The organism is Tropicibacter oceani (assembly GCF_029958925.1).
Lineage (GTDB): Bacteria > Pseudomonadota > Alphaproteobacteria > Rhodobacterales > Rhodobacteraceae > Pacificoceanicola > Pacificoceanicola oceani.
Genome location: NZ_CP124616.1, coordinates 31,803 through 52,285 on the forward strand (window position 1 = coordinate 31,803; position 20,483 = coordinate 52,285).

At 63.6% G+C, this 20,483-nt stretch carries 22 protein-coding genes; 3 read left to right on the forward strand and 19 right to left on the reverse strand.

Annotated features, from left to right (window positions below; translation table 11 throughout):
- Positions 1-242: 242 nt before the first annotated feature.
- Positions 243-2,390, reverse strand: a complete 2,148-nt coding sequence (gene pnp / locus QF118_RS00170) for a polyribonucleotide nucleotidyltransferase (protein WP_282300619.1) — start codon at positions 2,388-2,390, stop codon at positions 243-245.
- A 233-nt stretch (positions 2,391-2,623) separates the two neighbouring features.
- On the opposite strand from pnp, the gene QF118_RS00175 reads away from it, so the two are divergent.
- A complete protein-coding gene (locus tag QF118_RS00175) occupies positions 2,624-2,905 on the forward strand; it encodes a hypothetical protein (protein ID WP_282300620.1) in 282 nt (93 codons plus the stop codon).
- Here QF118_RS00175 and rpsO read toward each other — a convergent pair.
- The 4 genes from rpsO to QF118_RS00195 all read right to left on the reverse strand — a co-directional run bounded on the left by rpsO (position 2,902) and on the right by QF118_RS00195 (position 5,410).
- On the reverse strand, positions 2,902-3,171 hold the full coding sequence (gene rpsO / locus QF118_RS00180; protein ID WP_282300621.1) for a 30S ribosomal protein S15: 270 nt from the start codon (positions 3,169-3,171) through the stop codon (positions 2,902-2,904). The genes QF118_RS00175 and rpsO overlap by 4 nt on opposite strands.
- 186 nt (positions 3,172-3,357) lie before the next feature.
- Positions 3,358-4,521: a calcium-binding protein gene (locus QF118_RS00185; protein ID WP_282300622.1), complete on the reverse strand. Its 1,164-nt coding sequence runs from the start codon at positions 4,519-4,521 to the stop codon at positions 3,358-3,360.
- A gap of 77 nt (positions 4,522-4,598) precedes the next feature.
- Entirely contained in the window at positions 4,599-4,901 is a 303-nt protein-coding gene (locus QF118_RS00190; RefSeq protein ID WP_282300623.1) for a DUF5665 domain-containing protein, read from the reverse strand.
- Positions 4,823-5,410: a DUF1643 domain-containing protein gene (locus QF118_RS00195; RefSeq protein WP_317133887.1), complete on the reverse strand. Its 588-nt coding sequence runs from the start codon at positions 5,408-5,410 to the stop codon at positions 4,823-4,825. The genes QF118_RS00190 and QF118_RS00195 overlap by 79 nt, the downstream gene beginning before the upstream one ends.
- Positions 5,411-5,494: 84 nt before the next feature.
- Here QF118_RS00195 and QF118_RS00200 point away from each other — a divergent pair, with 84 nt between their 5' ends.
- A complete protein-coding gene (locus QF118_RS00200) occupies positions 5,495-6,463 on the forward strand; it encodes a threonine ammonia-lyase (RefSeq protein ID WP_282300624.1) in 969 nt (322 codons plus the stop codon).
- Here QF118_RS00200 and QF118_RS00205 read toward each other — a convergent pair.
- The 8 genes from QF118_RS00205 to QF118_RS00240 all read right to left on the reverse strand — a co-directional run bounded on the left by QF118_RS00205 (position 6,460) and on the right by QF118_RS00240 (position 13,026).
- Entirely contained in the window at positions 6,460-6,642 is a 183-nt protein-coding gene (locus QF118_RS00205; protein ID WP_282300625.1) for a Trm112 family protein, read from the reverse strand. The genes QF118_RS00200 and QF118_RS00205 overlap by 4 nt on opposite strands.
- Positions 6,639-7,280 carry an LON peptidase substrate-binding domain-containing protein gene (locus QF118_RS00210; RefSeq protein ID WP_282300626.1) on the reverse strand — a complete coding sequence of 214 codons (642 nt, stop codon included), beginning with the start codon at positions 7,278-7,280 and terminating at the stop codon, positions 6,639-6,641. The genes QF118_RS00205 and QF118_RS00210 overlap by 4 nt, the downstream gene beginning before the upstream one ends.
- Positions 7,281-7,307: 27 nt before the next feature.
- A complete protein-coding gene (gene trxA, locus QF118_RS00215) occupies positions 7,308-8,219 on the reverse strand; it encodes a thioredoxin (protein WP_282300627.1) in 912 nt (303 codons plus the stop codon).
- A gap of 101 nt (positions 8,220-8,320) precedes the next feature.
- On the reverse strand, positions 8,321-8,920 hold the full coding sequence (locus QF118_RS00220; RefSeq protein WP_282300628.1) for a hypothetical protein: 600 nt from the start codon (positions 8,918-8,920) through the stop codon (positions 8,321-8,323).
- Positions 8,921-9,452: 532 nt separating this feature from the next.
- Entirely contained in the window at positions 9,453-10,241 is a 789-nt protein-coding gene (locus QF118_RS00225; RefSeq protein ID WP_282300629.1) for an exodeoxyribonuclease III, read from the reverse strand.
- Between the two features lie 110 nt (positions 10,242-10,351).
- Positions 10,352-11,389, reverse strand: coding sequence for a succinylglutamate desuccinylase/aspartoacylase family protein (locus tag QF118_RS00230; RefSeq protein WP_282300630.1), 1,038 nt, complete (start codon positions 11,387-11,389; stop codon positions 10,352-10,354).
- A gap of 63 nt (positions 11,390-11,452) precedes the next feature.
- Positions 11,453-12,160, reverse strand: coding sequence for a hypothetical protein (locus QF118_RS00235; RefSeq protein WP_282300631.1), 708 nt, complete (start codon positions 12,158-12,160; stop codon positions 11,453-11,455).
- Positions 12,161-12,372: 212 nt separating this feature from the next.
- Complete coding sequence (locus tag QF118_RS00240; RefSeq protein ID WP_282300632.1) at positions 12,373-13,026, reverse strand: peroxiredoxin; 654 nt, start codon at positions 13,024-13,026, stop codon at positions 12,373-12,375.
- A gap of 163 nt (positions 13,027-13,189) precedes the next feature.
- Here QF118_RS00240 and QF118_RS00245 point away from each other — a divergent pair, with 163 nt between their 5' ends.
- A complete protein-coding gene (locus QF118_RS00245) occupies positions 13,190-14,626 on the forward strand; it encodes an aldehyde dehydrogenase family protein (RefSeq protein ID WP_282300633.1) in 1,437 nt (478 codons plus the stop codon).
- Between the two features lie 160 nt (positions 14,627-14,786).
- Here the strand turns inward: QF118_RS00245 and QF118_RS00250 are convergent, their stop codons facing one another.
- Genes QF118_RS00250 through QF118_RS00275 form a run of 6 tightly spaced genes read right to left on the reverse strand, consistent with a single transcriptional unit; the run spans position 14,787 to position 20,421 of the window.
- Complete coding sequence (locus tag QF118_RS00250) at positions 14,787-15,434, reverse strand: RluA family pseudouridine synthase (RefSeq protein WP_282300634.1); 648 nt, start codon at positions 15,432-15,434, stop codon at positions 14,787-14,789.
- 58 nt (positions 15,435-15,492) lie between these two features.
- Entirely contained in the window at positions 15,493-17,940 is a 2,448-nt protein-coding gene (locus tag QF118_RS00255) for a GcvT family protein (protein WP_282300635.1), read from the reverse strand.
- 23 nt (positions 17,941-17,963) lie between these two features.
- Positions 17,964-18,863, reverse strand: coding sequence for a homocysteine S-methyltransferase family protein (locus QF118_RS00260; protein ID WP_282300636.1), 900 nt, complete (start codon positions 18,861-18,863; stop codon positions 17,964-17,966).
- Between the two features lies 1 nt (position 18,864).
- Complete coding sequence (locus QF118_RS00265; RefSeq protein WP_282300637.1) at positions 18,865-19,233, reverse strand: GFA family protein; 369 nt, start codon at positions 19,231-19,233, stop codon at positions 18,865-18,867.
- A complete protein-coding gene (locus tag QF118_RS00270) occupies positions 19,230-19,856 on the reverse strand; it encodes a LysE family translocator (RefSeq protein ID WP_282300638.1) in 627 nt (208 codons plus the stop codon). The genes QF118_RS00265 and QF118_RS00270 overlap by 4 nt, the downstream gene beginning before the upstream one ends.
- 1 nt (position 19,857) lies before the next feature.
- Complete coding sequence (locus QF118_RS00275; protein ID WP_282300639.1) at positions 19,858-20,421, reverse strand: helix-turn-helix domain-containing protein; 564 nt, start codon at positions 20,419-20,421, stop codon at positions 19,858-19,860.
- Positions 20,422-20,483: the final 62 nt, after the last annotated feature.

Here is a 20,483-nt window from a genome sequence, read left to right on the forward strand (position 1 = left end):
CACGGCGGCGCAAGGGCAATCAAAATGGGATTTGGGAAAATGGGCTCTGGCATCCCCGCCAGAGCCCTTGGACGCATCCCGTGAGTTGACGCAGAGTCCAGTACCAGTACGTGCCTTTTGACAGGTTGACCTTGCCCTGTGAGGGGTAAAGGAAGTCTGAATTTCCCAGTGCGGAAACGCAAACGCCCACAAAAAAAGGGCGCCCCGCGAGGCGCCCTTTCGATACCGGGAGGGACGACAGATTATTCTGCGTCGTCTTCCTTGGCTTTCTTTTCGGCGACGATCTCTTCGCCGGTTTCCTGATCGACGCATTTCATCGACAGGCGCACCTTGCCGCGATCGTCAAAGCCCAGCAGCTTGACCTTCACGTCCTGGCCTTCTTTCAGAACGTCGGACGGGTGGTTCAGGCGGCGATTTTCGATCTGGCTGACATGCACAAGGCCGTCGCGCTTGCCGAAAAAGTTCACGAAGGCGCCGAAATCGACGATCTTCACGACCTTGCCGTCGTAAACCTTGCCTTCTTCCGGCTCGGCCACGATCGAATAGATCATGTCGTAGGCTTTCTTGATGGCCTCGCCGTTGGGCGATGCGATCTTGATGATGCCTTCGTCGTTGATGTCGACCTTGGCGCCCGACACTTCGACGATCTCGCGGATCACCTTGCCGCCCGAACCGATCACTTCACGGATCTTGTCGGTCGGGATCTGCATGGTTTCGATGCGCGGTGCGTGAACGCTGAATTCACCCGCCGACGACAGCGCCTTGTTCATCTCGGACAGGATGTGCAGGCGGCCTTCCTTGGCCTGGGCCAGGGCGGTTTTCATGATGTCGGACGTGATGCCGGCCACCTTGATGTCCATCTGCAGCGAGGTGATGCCCTTTTCGGTGCCAGCCACCTTGAAGTCCATGTCGCCAAGGTGATCTTCGTCACCCAGGATGTCGGACAGGATGGCGTAATCGCCATCGTCTTCCAGCACCAGACCCATGGCCACACCGGCAACCGGCGCCTTCAGCGGAACGCCCGCGTCCATCATGGACAGCGATCCACCGCAGACCGATGCCATCGAGGACGAGCCGTTGGACTCGGTGATCTCGGACACCAGACGCAGGGTGTAGGGGAAGTCCGTCGCGGCGGGCAGAACGGCCTGAAGGGCGCGCCATGCCAGTTTGCCGTGACCGATTTCACGGCGACCCGGGCCGGACACGCGGCCAACTTCGCCAACCGAATAGGGCGGGAAGTTGTAGTGCAGCATGAAGTTGGACTTGAAGTTGCCATGCAGCGCGTCGATGAACTGTTCGTCATCGCCGGTGCCCAGCGTGGTCACGACCAGCGCCTGGGTTTCACCGCGGGTGAACAGGGCCGAACCGTGGGTCCGCGGCAGCAGGCCGGTTTCCGACACGATGGGGCGGATCTGGTCCAGCGCGCGGCCGTCGATGCGGCGCTTGTTCTTGACCACGTCACCGCGCAGAACAACCGATTCCAGCTTTTTCAGGGCCGAGCCAAGGTTGGGATCTGCCAGCTGCTCTTCGGAAAGGGCGGCCTTGATGGTGTCCTTGGCGGCAGCCACAGCGGCAACGCGCTGCTGCTTGTCGGTGATGGCATAAGCGGCGCGCATGGCCTCTTCGCCAGCGGCCTTGGCTGCTTGGTACAGGTCCGAATAGTCCGGCGCCTGGAAATCAAACGGCTCTTTGGCGCAATCTTCAGCCAGATCGATGATCAGGTCGATGACCGGCTGGATCTGCTCGTGCGCGAACATCACGGCGCCCAGCATTTCCTCTTCGGTCAGCTCGTAGGCTTCGGATTCGACCATCATCACGGCGTCTTTGGTGCCGGCGACGACCAGGTCAAGCCGCTGCTCGGGGTTGTCACGCAGGTTCTGCATGTCATCCACGGTCGGGTTCAGGACGTATTCGCCATCTTCGAAACCAACGCGGGCACCGGCGATCGGGCCACGGAACGGCGCGCCGGAAATGGTCAGCGCGGCGGACGCGGCGATCATTGCGACGATGTCGGGATCGTTGACCAGATCGTGCGACAGCACGGTGCACATCACCAGCACTTCGTTCTTGAAGCCGGGGACGAACAGCGGGCGGATCGGACGGTCGATCAGACGCGCGGTCAGCGTCTCTTTTTCGGTCGGGCGCGCTTCGCGCTTGAAGAAACCGCCCGGCACTTTACCGGCGGCATAGTATTTTTCCTGGTAGTGGACCGTCAGCGGAAAGAAATCCTGCCCTTCGCGCGGTTCCTTTGCGAACGTCACGTTCGCCATGACCGAGGTCTCGCCCAGAGTGGCGATCACGGTGCCATCGGCCTGACGGGCAATCTTGCCCGTTTCCAGTGTGAGCGTCTCTTCGCCCCACTGCATCGACTTCTTCGTTTCTTTAAACATTCATCTATCCTGTATGGGAGCGCTCCCGGCCCTCCGGGTCTCCCGTTTGAATGGCGGCCCCATTGCCGCCGACCTCTTCATCATTCCATGCGCCGAGGCCATTGCGTCACGTCTCAGATGTTCGCGCCTTACAGGTTTTTCCATGCTTTGGAAAGCTACGATTGCGTGCGGGGTGGCTGGAGGGACCGTAAAACTGCCCCTTGGCGCGCCGCGTGGCTGGCTGTTGCCTACCGATGGCCCGGGTCGTCCGGCGCCCGGCCGTTTGGGTCAAGGCCGAGATCGGGCGCAAACGCTATGTGCAAAAGGGACGCCTGCCCGGCTTTCACCTGCTTGAAGGGGGCACTTCGTCGGTTTCTGCCGCGGTCCCATCCGAATTTTCATCTGACAGGCTGGAACGGGAAACAAGACTTTCGGCGAAAATGCCATTCACCGTCTCGGCAAGCAAAACGCCCGCTTCTTTCGAAGCGGGCGCCAGCAATCTTGGGTTCGGCGGGGACAGCCCCGCCCGTCCTTAGCGGCGGATGCCGAGACGCTTGATCAGGTCCTGGTACCGTGCTTCATCACGAGCCTTGGTGTAGTCCAGCAGCTTGCGGCGCTGAGCAACCAGCTTGAGAAGGCCACGACGCGAGTGGTTGTCCTTCTTGTGGGTCTTGAAGTGCTCGGTCAGGGTGGAAATGCGCGAGGTCAGAATGGCAACCTGGACTTCGGGCGAACCGGTGTCGCCTTCCTTGGTTGCGAATTCCTTCATCAGGCGGTTCTTTTCTTCGGGCGTGATCGACATCGGGATCTCCTTTCGGATTAAGGGTTATGGCTCGAGCCGGGATGTCGTCCAGCAAGGCCCGTGGAGAACACCGTCATGCAGACGGATGCGCGCTGATAAGCGATTCATCTCGGGTTGGAAAGTCAAAAAAGGCAGGGAAACCCGGCAAAAGGGCCACTAAAGCACCGCCCCGCAGGATCGGCGCCCTTATCCGAAGGACAGGGCCCCCGCCGCGCTTTCCCCGACCAGGACGATTGCATCGACGGAAGGGGCGCCAACCGTGGCAAGCGTGCCCAGAACGACGCCGTTCACGACGATCTCCGAAAGCTCCGGGTCATCCGCGCTGACGCGCAGTTCCAGCTCGGGATCGTCTTCCTCGTTGCTGTCGTCATAGACAACCACGATCTGGTCTTCGGATGCATCGAAATCCATCAGTTGCGCGGCCTTGTCGGCGATCCAGTCACCAAGCACCAGCACATCCGCGCCCTCGCCGCCCGTCACGATATCGCCTGTGCCGATGGCAATGGTATCGTCCCCGTCGCCGCCGTTCAGGTAATCGGCATCATCGACGTCCAGGCCGTCGGCATCCCGTTCCACGCCGATCAACAGGTCATTGTCCCATCCACCGAAAAGCGTGTCTTCGCCCAGACCGCCATCCAGCGTGTCGGCGCCTTCGCGGCCCAGCAGCGCATCCGCGCCGTCACCGCCATCCATCCGGTCATCGCCCAGACCGCCCCACAGCTCGTCATCGCCGGCATCGCCCGACATCTGATCGTCGCCATCGTGGCCGAACATCTCGTCCTGCCCGTCGCCGCCGAACATGACATCGGCCCCGGCCCCGCCGTGCAGGGAATCGTTTTCGGAACCGCCCAGCAAGGTGTCCTCGCCGTCGCCGCCCTGCAATTCATCGTCCGAGGCGCCGCTGTCGATCAGGTCATTGCCGTCACCGCCGCCCAAAAGGTCGGTCGCGTCGGTGCCGGTCATGCTGTCGTCGCCGTCGCTGCCCTCTTCGATCAGACCGGGCATGTTGATCAGGCCCATCTGGCCGAACAACGACTGCATCGCCCCGCCGGCCACATCCTGTTCGATATCATAAGCTTCGCCCTGCGGCGACATGCCAATGTCCGAGGTCATGGTCTGATGAACCGGGGCAGCCGCCTCCTGGTTGGCGGCGGCCTCTTCGCTGGCGGCGGCAAAATCCATTATTCCGGTGCCTTCGCCGACCTCGGCATCGGGGTCTTCCTCGGCCTCGCCGGTGGTGGCATCCTGAAGGTCGTCTTCAACGGCCTCGTCTTCTTCGACAAAAGGGGTGCTGACAAAGGCAAAAGAGCCCAGCACCATCATCCCCATCAAGCCCGCAAGAAAAAACATGGTCGCAACCCTCGCACTCCACCTTGCCCAGTATCCCCGATGGGTCCTGACGGATCAACGAAATTCCCGCAAAGCGGTTAACGGTCTGTTTCGCGCGCTTCGGGTTGGATTTCCTCGATGATCTGGACCGCAAGATCGCCCAGGATGGGAACGAATTCGATCTGGCTCAGCATGACGACGATGACCGACACAAGCGCCGAGGCCCCGATGACCGTCCCCAGACCAAAGGCCAGGCCGCGCACGAACTGGAACGTGACCATCCGCACATGCGAATTCTGCACCTTGATGAACCGGTGATTGTTCAGCCGCGCCAGCTCATTCGCAAGGCGATTGAGGTCCCGGTGCATCTGTTCGGTGCGCTCGTGGTCAGAGCTTTGCATAGCGGGCCTCCTTCGGCCATGGTTCGGGGCGGATCGCATAGGGCACATACAGCGGGTGCCGCGGATGGCCATCCTTGGTCAATCCCAAGTGCCGGACGTCTCCGGGCAGGTCGGGGGCAACCCGTGCCGCCTGACCTGAAAGCCCCCCATGCACCCCCCCAACCCGCAATCGTCAAGTCCGCGGCGCCGGACCAATCCCGCAGGAACGCGACGTTTTCCGGCCCCTCGGGATCGGCGGCGCGGCGCAGGTCCTGCGGCCGCGTGGCACGAAAGGCGAAAAGGTTGGCAATCCAAAGACTGCCGCAGCCCATGGCACGAGCGCGCCGCTGGCAGCGTTCGATGGTCGGATCGTTGCGCATTTCGTCCGCGGTCGAGGGGTTGAGCATGATGAACAGCACGGCGGGCAAATCCGTGTCCCACGTCCGTCTCAGCCCATAGCGATAGCGCTCGCAGGGGGAAAACCAGGCGGTGCTGACCTGGCCGTCACGCTTGGCCTGCCGTTCGATCATGGCGGCAGCATGGCCCCGCCACCAGCCGTTGACAAGCCCGCCAAAGTGACGCCCTCTTTGCCCCGACGCACGAAAGGACCCGCCATGGACATCGCCCGGATCGAAGCCGCCGCCAAACGCCTGAAGAGCCACGCGCGCCGCACGCCCCTGCTGGGCGCGCCCGCCCTGGATCAGATCGCCGGGCGCCGCCTGCTGGTCAAACCCGAATGCCTGCAACACACCGGCAGTTTCAAGTTTCGCGGCGGCTGGTCGGCGCTGTCCGCAATGTCCCCCGAGGCGCGCAAAAAGGGCGTGATCGCCTATTCCTCGGGCAACCATGCGCAGGGCGTGGCCATGGCCGCCCGCGCCCATGGCGCGCCTGCCGTGATCATCATGCCCTCGGACGCGCCCGCCCTGAAAATCGACGGCACCCGCGCCCTTGGCGCGGAGGTGGTTCTGTACGAACGCGGCCGCGAGGCGCGCGAGGAAATCGGAGACCGCCTGGCGCGCGGCCGTGGCCTGACGCTGATCAAACCCTATGACGACCCCGAGGTCATCGCCGGACAGGGCACCTGCGGTCTGGAAATCGCCGAGCAGGCCGCCGAACTGAACGTCACGCAGGGCGATGTTCTGGTCTGCTGCGGGGGTGGCGGGCTGACCGCCGGGATCGCGCTGGCGCTTCAGGCCCGTGCGCCGGACATGCGCGTGCGCCCCGCCGAACCCGAAGGCTTTGACGATACCGCCCGGTCGCTGCGCGCGGGCAAGCAGCTTGCCAATGACCAAGAGGCCGGGGGGCTGTGTGATGCGATCCTGACGCCGAAACCGGGCGATCTGACCTTTCCGATCAACGCGCGCCTGTGCGGCCCCGGTCTGGTGGTCAGCGATGACGAGGTGCTGCACGCCATGGCGCTGGCCTTTCGTCATCTCAAGGTGGTGGCCGAACCGGGCGGCGCGGTCGCCCTTGCCGCCGCGCTGTTCCATGGCGACGCATTGCAGGGCGACACGGTGATCGCGACGATCAGCGGCGGCAATGTCGAGGCGTCGGTCTTTGCCCGTGCGTTGCAGCGCCTTTAGGCGTCGAGGCTCCGCGCTTCGTCGATCAGCATGACGGGAATGCCGTCGCGGATCGGAAAGGCCAGCCGCGCGTTGCGGCTGACCAGTTCCTGCCGCTCGGCGTCATAGTCCAGACCGCCCTGGGTCACCGGGCAGACAAGCGCCTCCAACATGCGTCGATCAAAGGCCTTTTCGGTCATTGGATCAAATCCTCTTCTCCGCCCCGCAGGGCATATTCGATCAGCGTCACCAGCGTTTCGCGCCGCGTCGCCAGCGATGGCGCCTCAAGCAGGGCCTGCTTGTCCTCGGGCGAAAAGTCCAGCAGCATCGACAGCGAATTGACCAGCAGCTCGTCCTCGGCCTCTTGCAGGGTTTCCCAGTCTGCCGACAGATCGCGCGCCTTGAAATAGCGTTCGAGCAGCCGCATGAAGCCCCTGCGGTCAAAGGCGTCGTCCCGTTCGGCGGCGTCCTTGTCCGCCTCGAACCCGTCCCAGCTGACATCGCAGCGGCGGTAGGGCGTGAACCCCTCGACCTCGCGCAGCACCCGGAACCGCGACACCCCGGTCAGTGTGACCATGTACCGCCCGTCCTCGGTTTCCGAAAACTGCGACACACGCCCTGCACAGCCGATCAGGTGCAACCCCGTCCCCGTGCGCCCCGGCGCCTCGTTCGGCTGGATCATCCCGATCAGCCGCGTGTCGGTTTTCAGGCAATCATCCAGCATCGCCAGATAGCGCGGCTCAAAGATATGCAGCGGCAGCCGGGCACGCGGCAAAAGCAGCGCCCCCGGCAGTGGAAAGATCGGGATCACACCCGGCAGATCAGTCAGTTTTGTCATGGCCGATGATCTAGCCCGCCCGGCGCCTCAGGCAAATATCATCGAGCTCAGCTTGCGACGGCCATTCAGCACCACCGGATCATTCGGCTTGAGCGCCTCGAAGATCGTGAACAGCTGCGCCTTGGCCGCGCCATCGTTCCATTCGCGATCCTTGCGGAACAGCTCCAGAAGCTGCGTCACCGCGCCCTCGGCATCGCCCGAGGCATAGAGCGCCTGCGCCAGATCGAACCGCGCCTGATGGTTGCCGGGGTCGGCATCGACCTGCGCCTGCAATTCGGTGATGGGGCCCGCGTTGCCGGCCTGCTTGGCCAGCTCCAGCTTGGCATGGGCCGCTTCCAGTTCGGGCGCCCTGGAAATCTCGGCCGGGGCACCGTTCAGGATCGCCTCGGCCTGCTCCAGATCGTCCATCGCGATATGCGCCTGCACCATTCCGGCATAGGCGCGGGCATTGTTGGGGTCTTCGCCCAGGATCGCCGCAAAGGTCTGCGCCGCGTCCACCGCGGCGCCCTGCTCCAGCATTTCCTCGGCCGCTTCGATCGCCTCGTCCAGACCGCCGCTGGCATCGCCGCCCGCCGCCGCCACGACCCGCCCGATAAAGGCCTTCAGCTCGGACCCCGGCAGCGCGCCCTGGAAACCGTCGACCGGTTGGCCCTGCCAAAAGGCATAGACCGTCGGGATCGACTGGATGCGCAACTGGCCAGCAATATTCTGCGCCTCGTCGACGTTGACCTTGACCATGCGCACTGCTCCGCGCGCCTCCTTGACGGCGGCCTCCAGCGCCGGGCCCAGCGTCTTGCACGGCCCGCACCACGGCGCCCAGAAATCGACGATGATCGGCACACTCTGCGAGGCCTCGACGACCTCGGCCATGAACTCCGCCTCGGTGATATCCTTGACCAGATCCCCCGCAGGAGCCTGCCCCATACCCAATTCCAACATTTCCGCCTCCGCCTTTGCGGTTTCCTAGCGCGTTAGATGGCGCAGCGGGGGCCGGGATGCAAGGGCTCGGCCATGGTGCCTTCCCTTCGGCATGCGGGTTGTCACGTGTCTCGCGACAAATGCACTCTGACTGTCTGCGCGCCAAGGACCCCGCCCGCAATGGCCGAGCCGGTCGCCAAAGGCATTCCGAACAAGGACAGCAAACCACCGACGCCTGCGATCAACCCGATCTTGTAGAGACCTCCGTAGGTTCCCGTATCACCGTCCAGATAGGCCACCGAGTCATCCACCAATCGCGCGACCTCGATCAACCGGGTCTTCAGGCGCTTGGTGTCACCGTCGGAAATCTCGACCTCGGACAGCGCTGGAATATCCTCGGAAAGGGACAATATGCCAGCTGACAAGGTTCTCAGAAACTCACGCTTGCGAATATATTCATCGCGTGCCGGCCCTTGGTTGGGGCAGGCAATCATTGCATGCATCGAAAGTTCCTGCTGGATCAAGTCCCGCAAATGGCCTGACCGCTCCGTCAGATCAGGATAGCTGTCTCGAAGGACCGCCTTGATTTCCCTGGTCGAAATCTTCGATGCGGCTACAAAAGACGCCGCCACCTGTGCCGGTGTTCGCTCGGTTCGGGCAGGGATTTCCGGTACAGAAGGAACCTCCGCTGGCGGCTTCCAGTCTTCAAGATAGGCAAACAACGTCCGCGCCCGCTCTGCGGCGTCCTCAATCTCTAAAATCCGGGCGAGTTCAGGGTCAACCTAGCAGGCGGCGCAATTCTTGAAAGTCAAGCCTGCATGGCTTCTATTGGGCTGTCGACCAATCGGGGCAACCTGATCAAGGGGCGCAAATCCTCCGCCGCAGTGTCTTCGATATGCAGATCAATCAACTGATGCATTTGAGACAACGGAGCCAGGTCGGACACAGGCAGGTAGTCCAGAGCGAGCCATGTCAGGTTGACCATTGCGGCCACGGGCCGCCCGGCGATACGCTTCCTTCGCCGCCGCCTCGTCGAGGTCCGTCAGCGGGTCGTTCGGATCGATGGGTTTGCGCGCCACATGTGCCTCCTGTCCGTCAGGTTTCAGCCTTTCATTCGCGGCGCCGTCCCGCAATCGTATTCCGGTTTATCAATCCATACCAAACGCGCGGAATTTTGTACCAAACGGCAAAATTCCGGGTGGGCGGCGCTGGGATTTGGAATATGTACCCAATCCCCGCCCATTTTGTACCGGATTACAGGTCGAACGTCGCGAAAACCGGGGCGTGATCGCTGGGTTGTTCCCAGCCGCGCGCCGCCCGCAGCACCCGGCTCGAGTGCGCCGCGTTGGAAATATCCGGCGTCGCCCAGACGTGATCCAGCCGCCGGCCCTTGTCCGCCTCGTCCCAGTCGCGCGCGCGGTAGGACCACCACGAATACAGCTTGCCCTCGGGCACATCGCGGCGCGTCACGTCGACGAATCCGCCCGCGTCCTGCGCCGCGCCCAGCGCCTCGACCTCGATCGGGGTATGGCTGACGACCTTGAGCATTTTCTTGTGATCCCAGACGTCATCGTCCAGTGGCGCGATGTTCAAGTCCCCGACAAGGATGGATTTTTCCGGACGACCGGCGTAGAACCAGTCGCGCATCTCGCTCAGGTAGTCCAGTTTCTGGCCGAACTTTTCGTTCACCGCACGGTCGGGTTTGTCGCCGCCAGCGGGGACGTAAAAGTTGTGGATGATCACGCCGTTTTCCAATTGCCCCGCGACGTGCCGGGCGTGGCCCAATGCCGCGAAATCCTTGTCTCCGACGTCGCGGATCGGCAGTTTCGACAGGATCGCAACGCCGTTGTAGCCCTTTTGCCCGCGCGCTACCATGTGGGTGTAGCCCAGCGCCTGAAACCCCTCCAGCGGGATCTTGTCCACCGGGCTTTTGCATTCCTGCAAACACAGAACATCCGGCCCCTCTTCGCGCAAAAGCTTTTCGACCAAAGGCGCGCGCAGTCGGACCGAGTTGATGTTCCAGGTGGCAAGGGTAAAGGGCATGGGTGTCTCCTGATGTGCAGCGGCGCGACAGTGCCCGCCCACGCGCCTGCGCGCAACCGCGAAGCCTGCGCAAAGATGCCTCAGGGCGGGGTTTCAGCCCGCCCCTGCCGTCAGATGATTTCGTCTTCGTCGAACAGTGGCGCCGCTTCGGGATGGGCGTCGAAATCGCCGGCGGCGGCCTCGGCGGCCTTGGGCTGTTCTGGCTCGGCGATGTGGAACAGGGCGTCGCCCTCGTTCACCACGGGCAGGTTGATCCGGCCCACGATGATGCCGCGCTTTTCGGCCAGCACCTCGGCCTCGCGCTGGCCAAAGGGGTCGGACACGACGCCCAGCACCGAACCCGGCTCGACCCAGTCGCCGCTGGCCTTGAGCGTGCGCAACAGCCCGCCCGAAGGCGCGCGCACCCAGCTTGAGCCGCTGCACAGCACCCCGTGCGCGCGCGGTTTGGGCACGCCGCGCATGGTGATCATGCCCAGTGTCGCCATGACGCGCAGGATACCGGCGACACCGGCGCGGGCGGCGAATTCGTCAAAGCGCAGCCCCTCGCCGGCCTCGTACAGCAGCACGTCGACCCCGGCCTTTTCCGCCTCGAGCCGCAGCGAGCCATCCCTTGTCTTGGACATCAGTGTCACCGGGGCGGCAAAGGCCGTGCCCAGTTTCTTCAGACGATCGTTCTTTGGGGTCAGGCGGATCTGCGGCAGGTTCTCGCGGCCCACGGCCGCTGAATGCAGGTCGATCCCCACATCACTGCGCGACACGATTTCGGTCATGAACAAATCCGCCAGCCGCGCCGCAAGCGAGCCATAGGCATGGCCCGGAAACACCCGGTTCAGATCGCGCCTGTCCGGCAGGTACCGCGACTGGTTGAGAAACCCAAAGGCATTGACGATGGGCACCGCGATCAGCGTGCCCGCCAGCCGGTTCATCGGCGCGGTGCGCAACAGGCGGCGCACGATTTCCACCCCGATCACCTCGTCGCCGTGGATGGCGGCGGACACGAACATGACAGGGCCGGGTTTCTTGCCGTGCACCACATGCGCCGACATGGTCACCGGCGTGTGGTCGGACATGACCGACACCGGCAGGTCCACCGTCTTGCGCTGCCCGGGCGCGATGCGTTCCTGGCCAAGCTGGAAAAAGTCGGTCATGGGGAAATCTCCTGGTCCGACCCTTGGCTTAAATCCGGATTGCACCCGGGGCAACTGCCAAGTTCAGCTGGCCAGCTTGTTCTGGACCGCCGCGAAATAGGGGTTGTTCGCTTCGCTTCCCACCGGCATTTGCAATTCGGCCAGCTTGCACCCGGTCTGGATTAGACCTGTCTGGATGCCGGCAAAGATCGCAAGGGCAATGCTGTCCTGCGACACCCCTTCCCTGCCATAGATCACCGAACTGTACATGCACATCCTCAGCCCCTCGATCACCGGGGCATTCTGTGCCTCGGCCCATTGGTTGTGGGCATGCAGCGCCTCGATCGCATGGGTGCCGACTAGGCTGACATCGGACAGAAAACTTGCGTCATCCGTGTACGCGCTGCCCAATGGCGGCGCGACATAGGCCATGGCGCGGTTGTTCGGGTTCCCCTTGGGACACAGCGCATCGCCGAAGGCATCCAGAAAGGCCACGCCGGTATAGTCCGTGCGACCGGCCGCGACCGCGGCCAGGGCCAAAGCCACAGGTTTGTTGCAGATCGTCATACTGGCGCAGGGATCAGCGGACGAATAGGTCTGGGTGGCCGTCTGACCCACAGGGGTGGATTTTGCCAAAGCCTGGTGGTCGGTCTGATAGGCCGATGTATCCTGCCCGGACAAAGCCCGCTGGAACCCCGAGTTGATGCCGCCGCCCCCGACATAAAGGGCACCCGAGTTGCCAGCATTCAGGGAAGCAATGACAAGACTGCCCTCGCCTGCTCCATAGTACAAATGTGGATAGGCCCCCGCCGCAACGGGTTGGAAAACGGCTTTAGTCGTAGTGTCTGGAATATGTGTCATGAAAACCCCCGGTTGAAATTCGTGCAACAATCACACCCAGGAATGAAAGACCTTGGGGAACGGTCTGTCAACTTTTGCGCACCCAAGGAAAAGCCCCCGGCCTGATAGGACCGGGGGCTTCGTCAATCGTCCGGGCCGTTGGCTCAGGCCGGGTTCTTGGCGTACCGCAGGTAAGGCAGCTTGATGTCCAGCTCACCGTACTTGGCCTTGGCGGCGGCGTCGTCCAGACCCAGGCCAACGATCACGTCCTGGCCCACTTCCCAGTTCGCCGGGGTGGCCAGCGGCTGTTCATAGGTGCGCTGCAGGCCATCCAGCGCGCGCAGCACCTCGGCAAAGTTGCGGCCCACGGACATCGGATAGGTCATCATCAACTGCACCTTCTTGTTCGGCGCGATGATAAAGACGGAACGCACCGTGGCGCTGTCAGCCGGGGTGCGGCCGTCGGGCAGGTAGGCATCGGCGGGCAGCATGTCCAGCGCCTTGGCGACGGTCAGGTCCTCGTCGGCGACGATCGGGAACCCTGCGGGCGCGCCGGCGGTCTTTTCGATGTCGGCCTTCCACTGCTTGTGCTCTTCGACACCATCGACGGAAATGCCCATGACCTTGGTGTTGCGCTTGGCCCATTCATCGGCCAGCTGCGCCACGGCGCCGAATTCGGTGGTGCAGACCGGGGTGAAATCCTTGGGGTGCGAAAAAAGGATCGCCCAGCTGTCGCCGATCCAGTCGTGCAGCGTGATGTCACCCATGTCGGTGGGAACGGTAAGATTGGGGATTTCTTGGTTGATGCGCAGAGCCATGGAAACGTCCTTCCTGTGTGTGTCGCTCGGTAAATTCATGCGACCTAGATATATTCCAAATCGACGATGTAAAGCCCTGCCTTGCGACTCTCGCGGCACAGTGACAGAGTGCCGCAAAAGACCGACCAATCGGTCGGACTTAGCCAGCCAGCAGGAGGCAAACATGATCGAGAATAAGCAGTTCTACATTAATGGCGCTTGGGTCAACCCGATTGCGGGCAAGGATCACAATGTGATCGACCCGTCCACGGAAGAACCCTGCGCGGTGATTTCCCTGGGCGGCGAAGCCGACACCAATGCCGCCGTGGCCGCCGCCAAGGCCGCCCTGCCCGGCTGGATCGCCACGCCCCCCGCCCAGCGCATCGAAGCGCTTGAACGCGTCTATCAGGCCTACAAGGCCCGCGCCGAGGATCTGGCCCAGGCGATGAGCGTCGAAATGGGCGCCCCGATCGAAATGTCACGCGCCAGCCAGGTCGGCGCAGGCCTCTATCACCTCAAGAACTTCATCACCGCCGCCAAGGAATTCCCCTGGGAGGCACCGCTGAGCGATCAGGACAGCGGCACCCGCATCATCCACGAGGCGGTCGGTGTCTGCGCGCTGATCACGCCCTGGAACTGGCCGATGAACCAGATCACGCTCAAGGTTGGCGCGGCGCTGGTGGCGGGCAACACGATGGTTCTGAAACCTTCCGAGGAATCGCCGCTGGATGCGGTGATCTTTGCCGAGATCATGGAGGCCGCCGATATTCCGCCGGGCGTCTTCAACCTCCTTAACGGTGACGGAGCGGGCGTCGGAGCACAGCTGTCTGCGCATCCCGACGTGGACATGGTCAGCTTTACCGGCTCGACCCGCGCCGGGCGCCTGATCTCGATCGCGGCAGCCGATACGCTGAAACGCGTCCACCTGGAACTGGGCGGCAAGGGCGCAAACCTGGTCTTTGCCGATGCCGACGACAAGGCGGTCAAGCGCGGCGTGCTGCACATGATGAACAACACCGGTCAAAGCTGTAACGCCCCGTCGCGGATGATCGTCGAAGCCTCGCGCTATGATGCCGCCGTCGAAGAGGCCGCCGCCGTTGCCAAGTCGATCACCGTCGGCCCCGCCTCGGAAGAAGGCCGCCACATCGGCCCAGTGGTCAATGAAGTCCAGTGGAACAAGATCCAGGACCTGATCCAGAAAGGCATCGACGAAGGCGCCCGCCTGGTCGCTGGCGGCCTTGGTCGCCCCGAGGGCCTGAACAAGGGGTTCTATGTGCGCCCCACGGTCTTTGCCGACGTGACCAACGACATGACCATCGCCCGCGAGGAAATCTTTGGCCCGGTCCTGTCGATCCTCAAGTTCGAGACAGAGGAAGAGGCCGTGCAGATCGCCAATGACACGCCCTACGGCCTGACCAACTATGTCCAAAGCACCGACGACGCGCGCCGCATGCGGCTGGCCCGTCAGCTGCGGTCGGGCATGGTGGAAATGAATGGCCAGTCGCGCGGGGCCGGCGCGCCCTTTGGTGGCATGAAAGCCTCGGGCAATGGCCGCGAGGCGGGCAGCTGGGGGATCCACGACTTTGTCGAGGTCAAGGCCGTCTCAGGCTGGCCAGCCTGATATCGACCGGCGCTGGGGGGCCAGCCCCCCGGCTCTGACGAGCCTCCCCCCGGGATATTTGGAGCACAAAGAAACATGGAACGGACCATTGCTTCTTTGTGCCGGAAATATCCCGGGGGAGCCGCCTGCAAGGCGGTGGGGGCAGCGCCCCCTGAACGTTCTAGAACGGGGGCTTTGCCCGGAACTTCATGCCGCGCCCGTTTTCGGGGTGATTGACCCGCAATTCCTCGGCGTGCAGCATCATGCGCGGATAATCATTTGCGGTGTCCGGTGCATAGAGTTCATCGCCAAGGATGGGATGTCCAAGCGCCAGCATATGCACACGCAACTGGTGGCTGCGCCCGGTATGGGGAAACAGGCGCACGCGGGTTTCCGTATCTGACGACTTCAGCACTTTCCAGCCGGTCAGGGCCGGTTTCCCGGTGTCGTGGCAGACCATCTGGCGCGGGCGGTTCGGCCAGTCGACGATCAACGGCAGGTCGATCTCGCCCTCTTGTGGCTCCAAAACACCGGCCAGACGCGCTACGTAGGTCTTCTTGACCTTGCGCGTTTCGAACTGCTGGCCAAGGTGCTTTTGCGCATGGGCCGTCAGCGCAAAGACCATCACCCCCGAGGTATCGCGGTCCAGCCGATGCACAAGGCGCACCGTCGGAAAGGCGCGTTCGAGGCGCGTCAGAAGGCAATCTTCCAGCCCTTCGCCCTTGCCCGGAACGGACAAGAGGCCTTCGGGTTTGTCGACGATCAGCAGATCGCTGTCTTCGTGCAGGACGGTTATTTCGCCCTGCGGTGGGGAATAGGCTGTGCTCATCCGCGCGGTTTGTCAGAAGCGCGCCCCGCCCGCAAGGGCAAGGGCGCGTTGCTGGCCGTCATGCGCGGACGCGTTCCGACGTCGGATCATACAGCGGTTTGAGCGAGGCCGTCGCCTGAACCCGCGTGCCCGCCACGTCGATCTCGTAGCGCGAGGCCAGCAGCTGCGCGGGGCTTTCGCCCTTGCAGGGCACATAGCCCAGCCCGACGGCGGCGCCGAGGTGGTGACCATAGCCGCCCGAGGTCAGGTGCCCGACGATCTGCCCGTCGCGCAGGATCGGTTCGTTGTGGTACAGCAGCGGTTCGGGGTCGTGCAGCAGGAACTGGACCATGCGGCGGTCAAGCCCCGCCTCGCGTTTGGCCAGAACAGCGTCGCGCCCGATGAATGCCGGTTTGTCGGTCTTGACCGCAAAGCCAAGCCCCGCCTCCAGCACGTGATCCTCGCAGGTGATGTCATGCCCAAAGTGGCGGAACGCCTTTTCGATGCGGCAACTGTCCATGGCATGCAGCCCGCAATATTTCAGCCCCATCCCCTCGCCTGCCTCGGCCAGGGTTTCAAAGACATGCGCCGCCATGTCGGCGCTGGCGTAGATTTCCCAGCCCAGCTCGCCCACGTAGGACACGCGGTGCACGCGGGCCATGCCAAGGCCAAGCTCGATGTCCTGCGCCGTGCCAAAGGGGTTCGCCTCGTTCGAGAAGTCATTGGGCGACACCGCCATCAGCAGATCGCGCGCCTTGGGGCCCATGATCGCCAGCACGCCTTCGCCCGCGGTCACATCGGTGATGACGACGCCATGATCGCCGACATGGCGTTGCAGCCAGGCCTGATCCGCGACGCGGGTGGCGGCGGGTGTGACGACCAGATAGGCGGTTTCCGACAGGCGGGTAACGGTCACGTCCGCCTCGATCCCGCCGCGCGAGTTCAGGAACTGGGTATAGACGATGCGGCCCGGCTCCACATCGACCTGCGCGCCGCAGACGTGGTTGAGAAAGGCACAGGCATCGCGGCCCTCGACACGCAGTTTGCCAAAGGACGACATGTCGTACAGCCCGACGTTTTCGCGGATCGCCTTATGTTCGGCGGCGCGGTTGTCGAACCAATTGCTGCGGCCCCAGGTGTATTCGTAGTCGCGCGCCTGGCCCGGGGCGGCGAACCAGTTTGCCCGCTCCCACCCGGCCAGCTCGCCAAAGACCGCACCCTTTTCGGCCAGAAGCGCGTGGAAGGGCGAGCGGCGCACCCCGCGCGCCGTGGCCTTTTGCCGATAGGGGAAGTGATCGGCGTAGAGCAGCCCCAGCGTTTCGCTGACGCGTTCCTGCAGATAGCGGCGGTTGCTTTGGAACGGTTGGGCGCGGGCGATATCGACATCGCCCAGATCAAAGGGTTTCTGACCATCCTCCATCCATTGGGCCAGCGCCATGCCCGCGCCGCCCGCCGATTGGATCCCGATCGAGTTGAACCCGGCGGCAACCCAGACGTTTTGCATCTGCGGCGCCTGACCAAGGTAATAGGCGTTGTCGGGCGTGAAGCTTTCCGGCCCGTTGAAGAAGGTGTGGATGCCCGCCTGCTCCAGCATAGGCATGCGGTTGACCGCTGCCTCCAAAATCGGTTCGAAGTGGTCGAAGTCCTCGGGCAGCTGGTCGAATTCGAAATCCTCGGGGATGCCCTTCATCGCCCAGGGTTTTGACTTGGGTTCGAACGCGCCCAGCATGATCTTGCCAGCGTCTTCCTTGTAATAGGCGCATTCATCCGGCACCCGCAGCACCGGCAGAGATTGCAGGCCGGGGATCGGCTCTGAGACGATGTAGAAGTGTTCACAGGCGTGCAGCGGCACCGGCGCGCCCAGCATGGCGCCCAGATCGCGGCCCCACATCCCGGCGCAGTTCACCACATGATCGCAGGTGATGGTGCCCGCATCCCCGGCCTCGGTGACATAATCGACCGAGGTGACGCGCCCGCCGGATTTGGCGGCACGGGTGGCCTTGACCCCTTCCAGAACGACCGCCCCGCGGTTGCGCGCGCCCTTGGCCAGGGCCAGCGCGATATTGCCCGGATCGCCCTGCCCGTCCTTGGGCAGGTAGACCCCGCCCACGACCCCATCGGGGTTGAGGTGGGGATATTTGGCGATGATTTCATCCGGGGTGATCTCGGTGATCTCGACGCCAAAGGCGCGGGCCATGGCGGCCTGACGGCGCAGCTCTTCGTGGCGTTCGTCGGTCAGCGCGACGGTGATCGAACCCACCCGGCGAAAGCCGGTGGCAAGGCCGGTTTCCTCTTCGAGTTGGCCGTACAGTTCCTGGCTGTATTTCGCCAGCTTGGTCATGTTCGCCGTGGCGCGCAGCTGGGCGATCAGCCCGGCCGCATGCCATGTGGTGCCCGAGGTCAGGCGCTTGCGTTCCAGCAGGACTACATCCGTCCAGCCCAGTTTGGTCAGGTGATAGGCCAACGAAGCACCGACGACTCCGCCGCCGATGATCAGGGCGCGGGCGTGTTTGGGAACCTGTGTCATTGGGGCGTCTCCTTTGAAAGGGGTCAGACGATGGTGTGACCGGCCGCGCGCAGGCGGCGGGCAAGTTCGGCGATATGGGCGGGGCCGGTTTCACAGCAGCCGCCGACGATGGTGGCCCCCATGTCGATCCAGGCCAGCGCGTGTTCGGCATAGGCCTGCGGGCCCAGATCCTGACGCGCCGACAGGGCATCGACGGTGGGCGCATCCTTGAGGAAATCGCTGGTGATCATTGTGAAGGCATTGGCATAGGCGCCAAAAGGCAGATCCCCGGTGGCAAAGATTTCCAGCGCGGCGGGCATCGCCTCGGGGGCGGAACAGTTGGCCAAAAGCGCGGCGGCGCCCTCGGCCGCGATGGGCAGAATGTCGGCCACCGCCTCGCCCGAGCGCAGGCGCGTGCCGTCGGTATCGTCCAGCGTGATCGACAGCCAGACCGGTTTGCCATGCCCCAGAACCGCCATCAGGGCGGCGCGGGCATGGTCCAGCGAGGCGACGGTTTCGATGATGAACAGATCGACATGTGGCGCCTGAAGGCTGGCGATTTCGGCGTAAAGCGGCATCGCCTCTTGCACCGGGGGGTGAATGTCGGGGCGATAGCTGGCGCGCAGCGGCCCGATCGACCCGGCAATGCGCCCCGAGCCATGTTCGTCGCGCGCGGCGCGCGCCTCTTGCAGGGCCAGAAGCTGTAGCTGTTCAAAGCGGTCTTCCAACCCGACACGTTCCAGCCGGTCGCGCAGGATGGCGTAGGTGTTCGTGGTGGCGATGGTCGCGCCCGCCGCGAAATAATCCGCGTGGACCTGCGCCACGAGGCCGGGGTGGTCCATCATGACCTGGGTGGACCAAAGAGGCGTGGGCGCATCGCCCGACCGTTTGATCAGTTCCTGCCCCATGCCGCCATCCAGCAGCGTGATATCCGGTTTTGTCATCTCAGGTCCTTTGCGGAAGGCCATCGGCGATGGCGTAGTAATCGCCCTTGTCGGCGGTAAAGATGTGTTTGGTCAGGCTAAGCCCTGTCGGCCCGTCGATGGCGCCAAGGGCAAAGCTGATGGTGTCCTCGTCATGGGCGCGCCAGAACAGGAAAGACCCGCAAGACGGGCAGACGCCGCGCTCGGCCTTGTTTGACAGATGCACCCAGCGCACCTGCCCTTCGATGCTGACGCGGTCCTGCGGCAGGTAGGCCGAAGACCAGGCAAAGCCCGACATCTTGCGGCACTGGCCGCAATGGCAGACCGACGCGCCCTCGGGTGTACCCGAGGTCGTAAAGCGGATGGATCCGCAGGCGCAGCTTCCGTTCATGAAAATGTTCCTTCTGGAAGGGCCGTGGCGGCCAGCGCCAGACCGTAAACAATGAAACACCCCGCCAAAACGCGGCGGATGGTGGTATTGGCGACGGCCGACAGCGCCGCGCGCCCCAGAAAGGCACCAAGGGCGGTATAGGTGACATAGCTGGCGGCGGTCAGGGTCAGCGCAGTGGGCACGATCACCCACATCTGCTGGGCGATCGGCACATCCGTCTGCACGAATTGCGAAAAGGCCGCCAGGTAGCCCGCGACGGATTTGGGGTTGATCGTCGCGATCATGAAGGCGCGCGAATAGATGTGATGCGAGGGTGCCGGGTCCTCTTGCACCACCATCGTTGCCCGCCGCCAGTTGCGGATGCCCAGCCAGATCAGCACCAGCGCCCCGACGATCTTGGCCAGCAGGAACCCGGTGGGCGAGGTGACGATCAGCGCCGTGATCCCCACCGCCGACAGGGTCAGGAACAACAGCGCCTGGGTCAGGATGCCCAGCACGCCCCACAGCGACCGGAGCAGGCCAAAGCTCATGCCGTTCTGGATGCAATTGACCGCGTTCGGCCCCGGCGAGGTGACGAACAACACCCAGAAGCTGGCAAAGACGATCCAGGCCTCGACGCTCATGTCAGTAGACCGGCGGCGCGATGACCCAGATGACCTGGGCGGGCACATCATGGGGGTTGGACCAATCAAAGGTCTCGCCGCGAATGCGGAAACTGTCGCCGGGCGACAGGGAAAAGTGGCGCCCCCCGATGATCAGGTCAAGCTGGCCCGAGACCAGATAGCCGACCTCTTGCGTCGGGCGCGACACCGGTTCGCCGATCCGGGCGCCGGGGGCAAAGGTGCAGTGCACCATCTCGAAATCGTCGGTCAGATCGGGGGACAGCAGTTCTTCGACCAGACCGGCCTGCCCTGATCCGATGGGGCGACGGGCGGATTTGCGGACGATCAGCCCGGCCTCTTCGGGCGGGGTTTCTGGGCGGCCGAACAGCGCCGAAACCGGGATGTCGAGCGCCTGCGCCATGTGGCGCAGGTCGGTGATCGAAGGTTCGGAGAGGTCGCGTTCAACCTGGCTGAGCCAGCCGACCGAGCGATCCAACCGCTGCGCCATGTCCTGCAAGGTCAGCCCGCGCATCCGGCGCACGGCGCGCAGATCGGCGCCTAGGGTTCTGGGGGCGGTCTGGGTCATTGCGACTCGGTGAAAAATCGTGGGTGAATTTCACGTTGGCATGGCTTCGTGAAAATTCAAAG

Coding starts and splice junctions, on each gene's coding strand:
- pnp (WP_282300619.1), bottom strand. CDS start 2,390: ATGTTTAAAGAAACGAAGAAGTCGATGCAGTGGGGCGAAGAGACGCTC.
- QF118_RS00175 (WP_282300620.1), top strand. CDS start 2,624: ATGGCCCGGGTCGTCCGGCGCCCGGCCGTTTGGGTCAAGGCCGAGATC.
- rpsO (WP_282300621.1), bottom strand. CDS start 3,171: ATGTCGATCACGCCCGAAGAAAAGAACCGCCTGATGAAGGAATTCGCA.
- QF118_RS00185 (WP_282300622.1), bottom strand. CDS start 4,521: ATGTTTTTTCTTGCGGGCTTGATGGGGATGATGGTGCTGGGCTCTTTT.
- QF118_RS00190 (WP_282300623.1), bottom strand. CDS start 4,901: ATGCAAAGCTCTGACCACGAGCGCACCGAACAGATGCACCGGGACCTC.
- QF118_RS00195 (WP_317133887.1), bottom strand. CDS start 5,410: ATGATCGAACGGCAGGCCAAGCGTGACGGCCAGGTCAGCACCGCCTGG.
- QF118_RS00200 (WP_282300624.1), top strand. CDS start 5,495: ATGGACATCGCCCGGATCGAAGCCGCCGCCAAACGCCTGAAGAGCCAC.
- QF118_RS00205 (WP_282300625.1), bottom strand. CDS start 6,642: ATGACCGAAAAGGCCTTTGATCGACGCATGTTGGAGGCGCTTGTCTGC.
- QF118_RS00210 (WP_282300626.1), bottom strand. CDS start 7,280: ATGACAAAACTGACTGATCTGCCGGGTGTGATCCCGATCTTTCCACTG.
- trxA (WP_282300627.1), bottom strand. CDS start 8,219: ATGTTGGAATTGGGTATGGGGCAGGCTCCTGCGGGGGATCTGGTCAAG.
- QF118_RS00225 (WP_282300629.1), bottom strand. CDS start 10,241: ATGCCCTTTACCCTTGCCACCTGGAACATCAACTCGGTCCGACTGCGC.
- QF118_RS00230 (WP_282300630.1), bottom strand. CDS start 11,389: ATGACCGACTTTTTCCAGCTTGGCCAGGAACGCATCGCGCCCGGGCAG.
- QF118_RS00240 (WP_282300632.1), bottom strand. CDS start 13,026: ATGGCTCTGCGCATCAACCAAGAAATCCCCAATCTTACCGTTCCCACC.
- QF118_RS00245 (WP_282300633.1), top strand. CDS start 13,190: ATGATCGAGAATAAGCAGTTCTACATTAATGGCGCTTGGGTCAACCCG.
- QF118_RS00250 (WP_282300634.1), bottom strand. CDS start 15,434: ATGAGCACAGCCTATTCCCCACCGCAGGGCGAAATAACCGTCCTGCAC.
- QF118_RS00255 (WP_282300635.1), bottom strand. CDS start 17,940: ATGACACAGGTTCCCAAACACGCCCGCGCCCTGATCATCGGCGGCGGA.
- QF118_RS00260 (WP_282300636.1), bottom strand. CDS start 18,863: ATGACAAAACCGGATATCACGCTGCTGGATGGCGGCATGGGGCAGGAA.
- QF118_RS00265 (WP_282300637.1), bottom strand. CDS start 19,233: ATGAACGGAAGCTGCGCCTGCGGATCCATCCGCTTTACGACCTCGGGT.
- QF118_RS00270 (WP_282300638.1), bottom strand. CDS start 19,856: ATGAGCGTCGAGGCCTGGATCGTCTTTGCCAGCTTCTGGGTGTTGTTC.
- QF118_RS00275 (WP_282300639.1), bottom strand. CDS start 20,421: ATGACCCAGACCGCCCCCAGAACCCTAGGCGCCGATCTGCGCGCCGTG.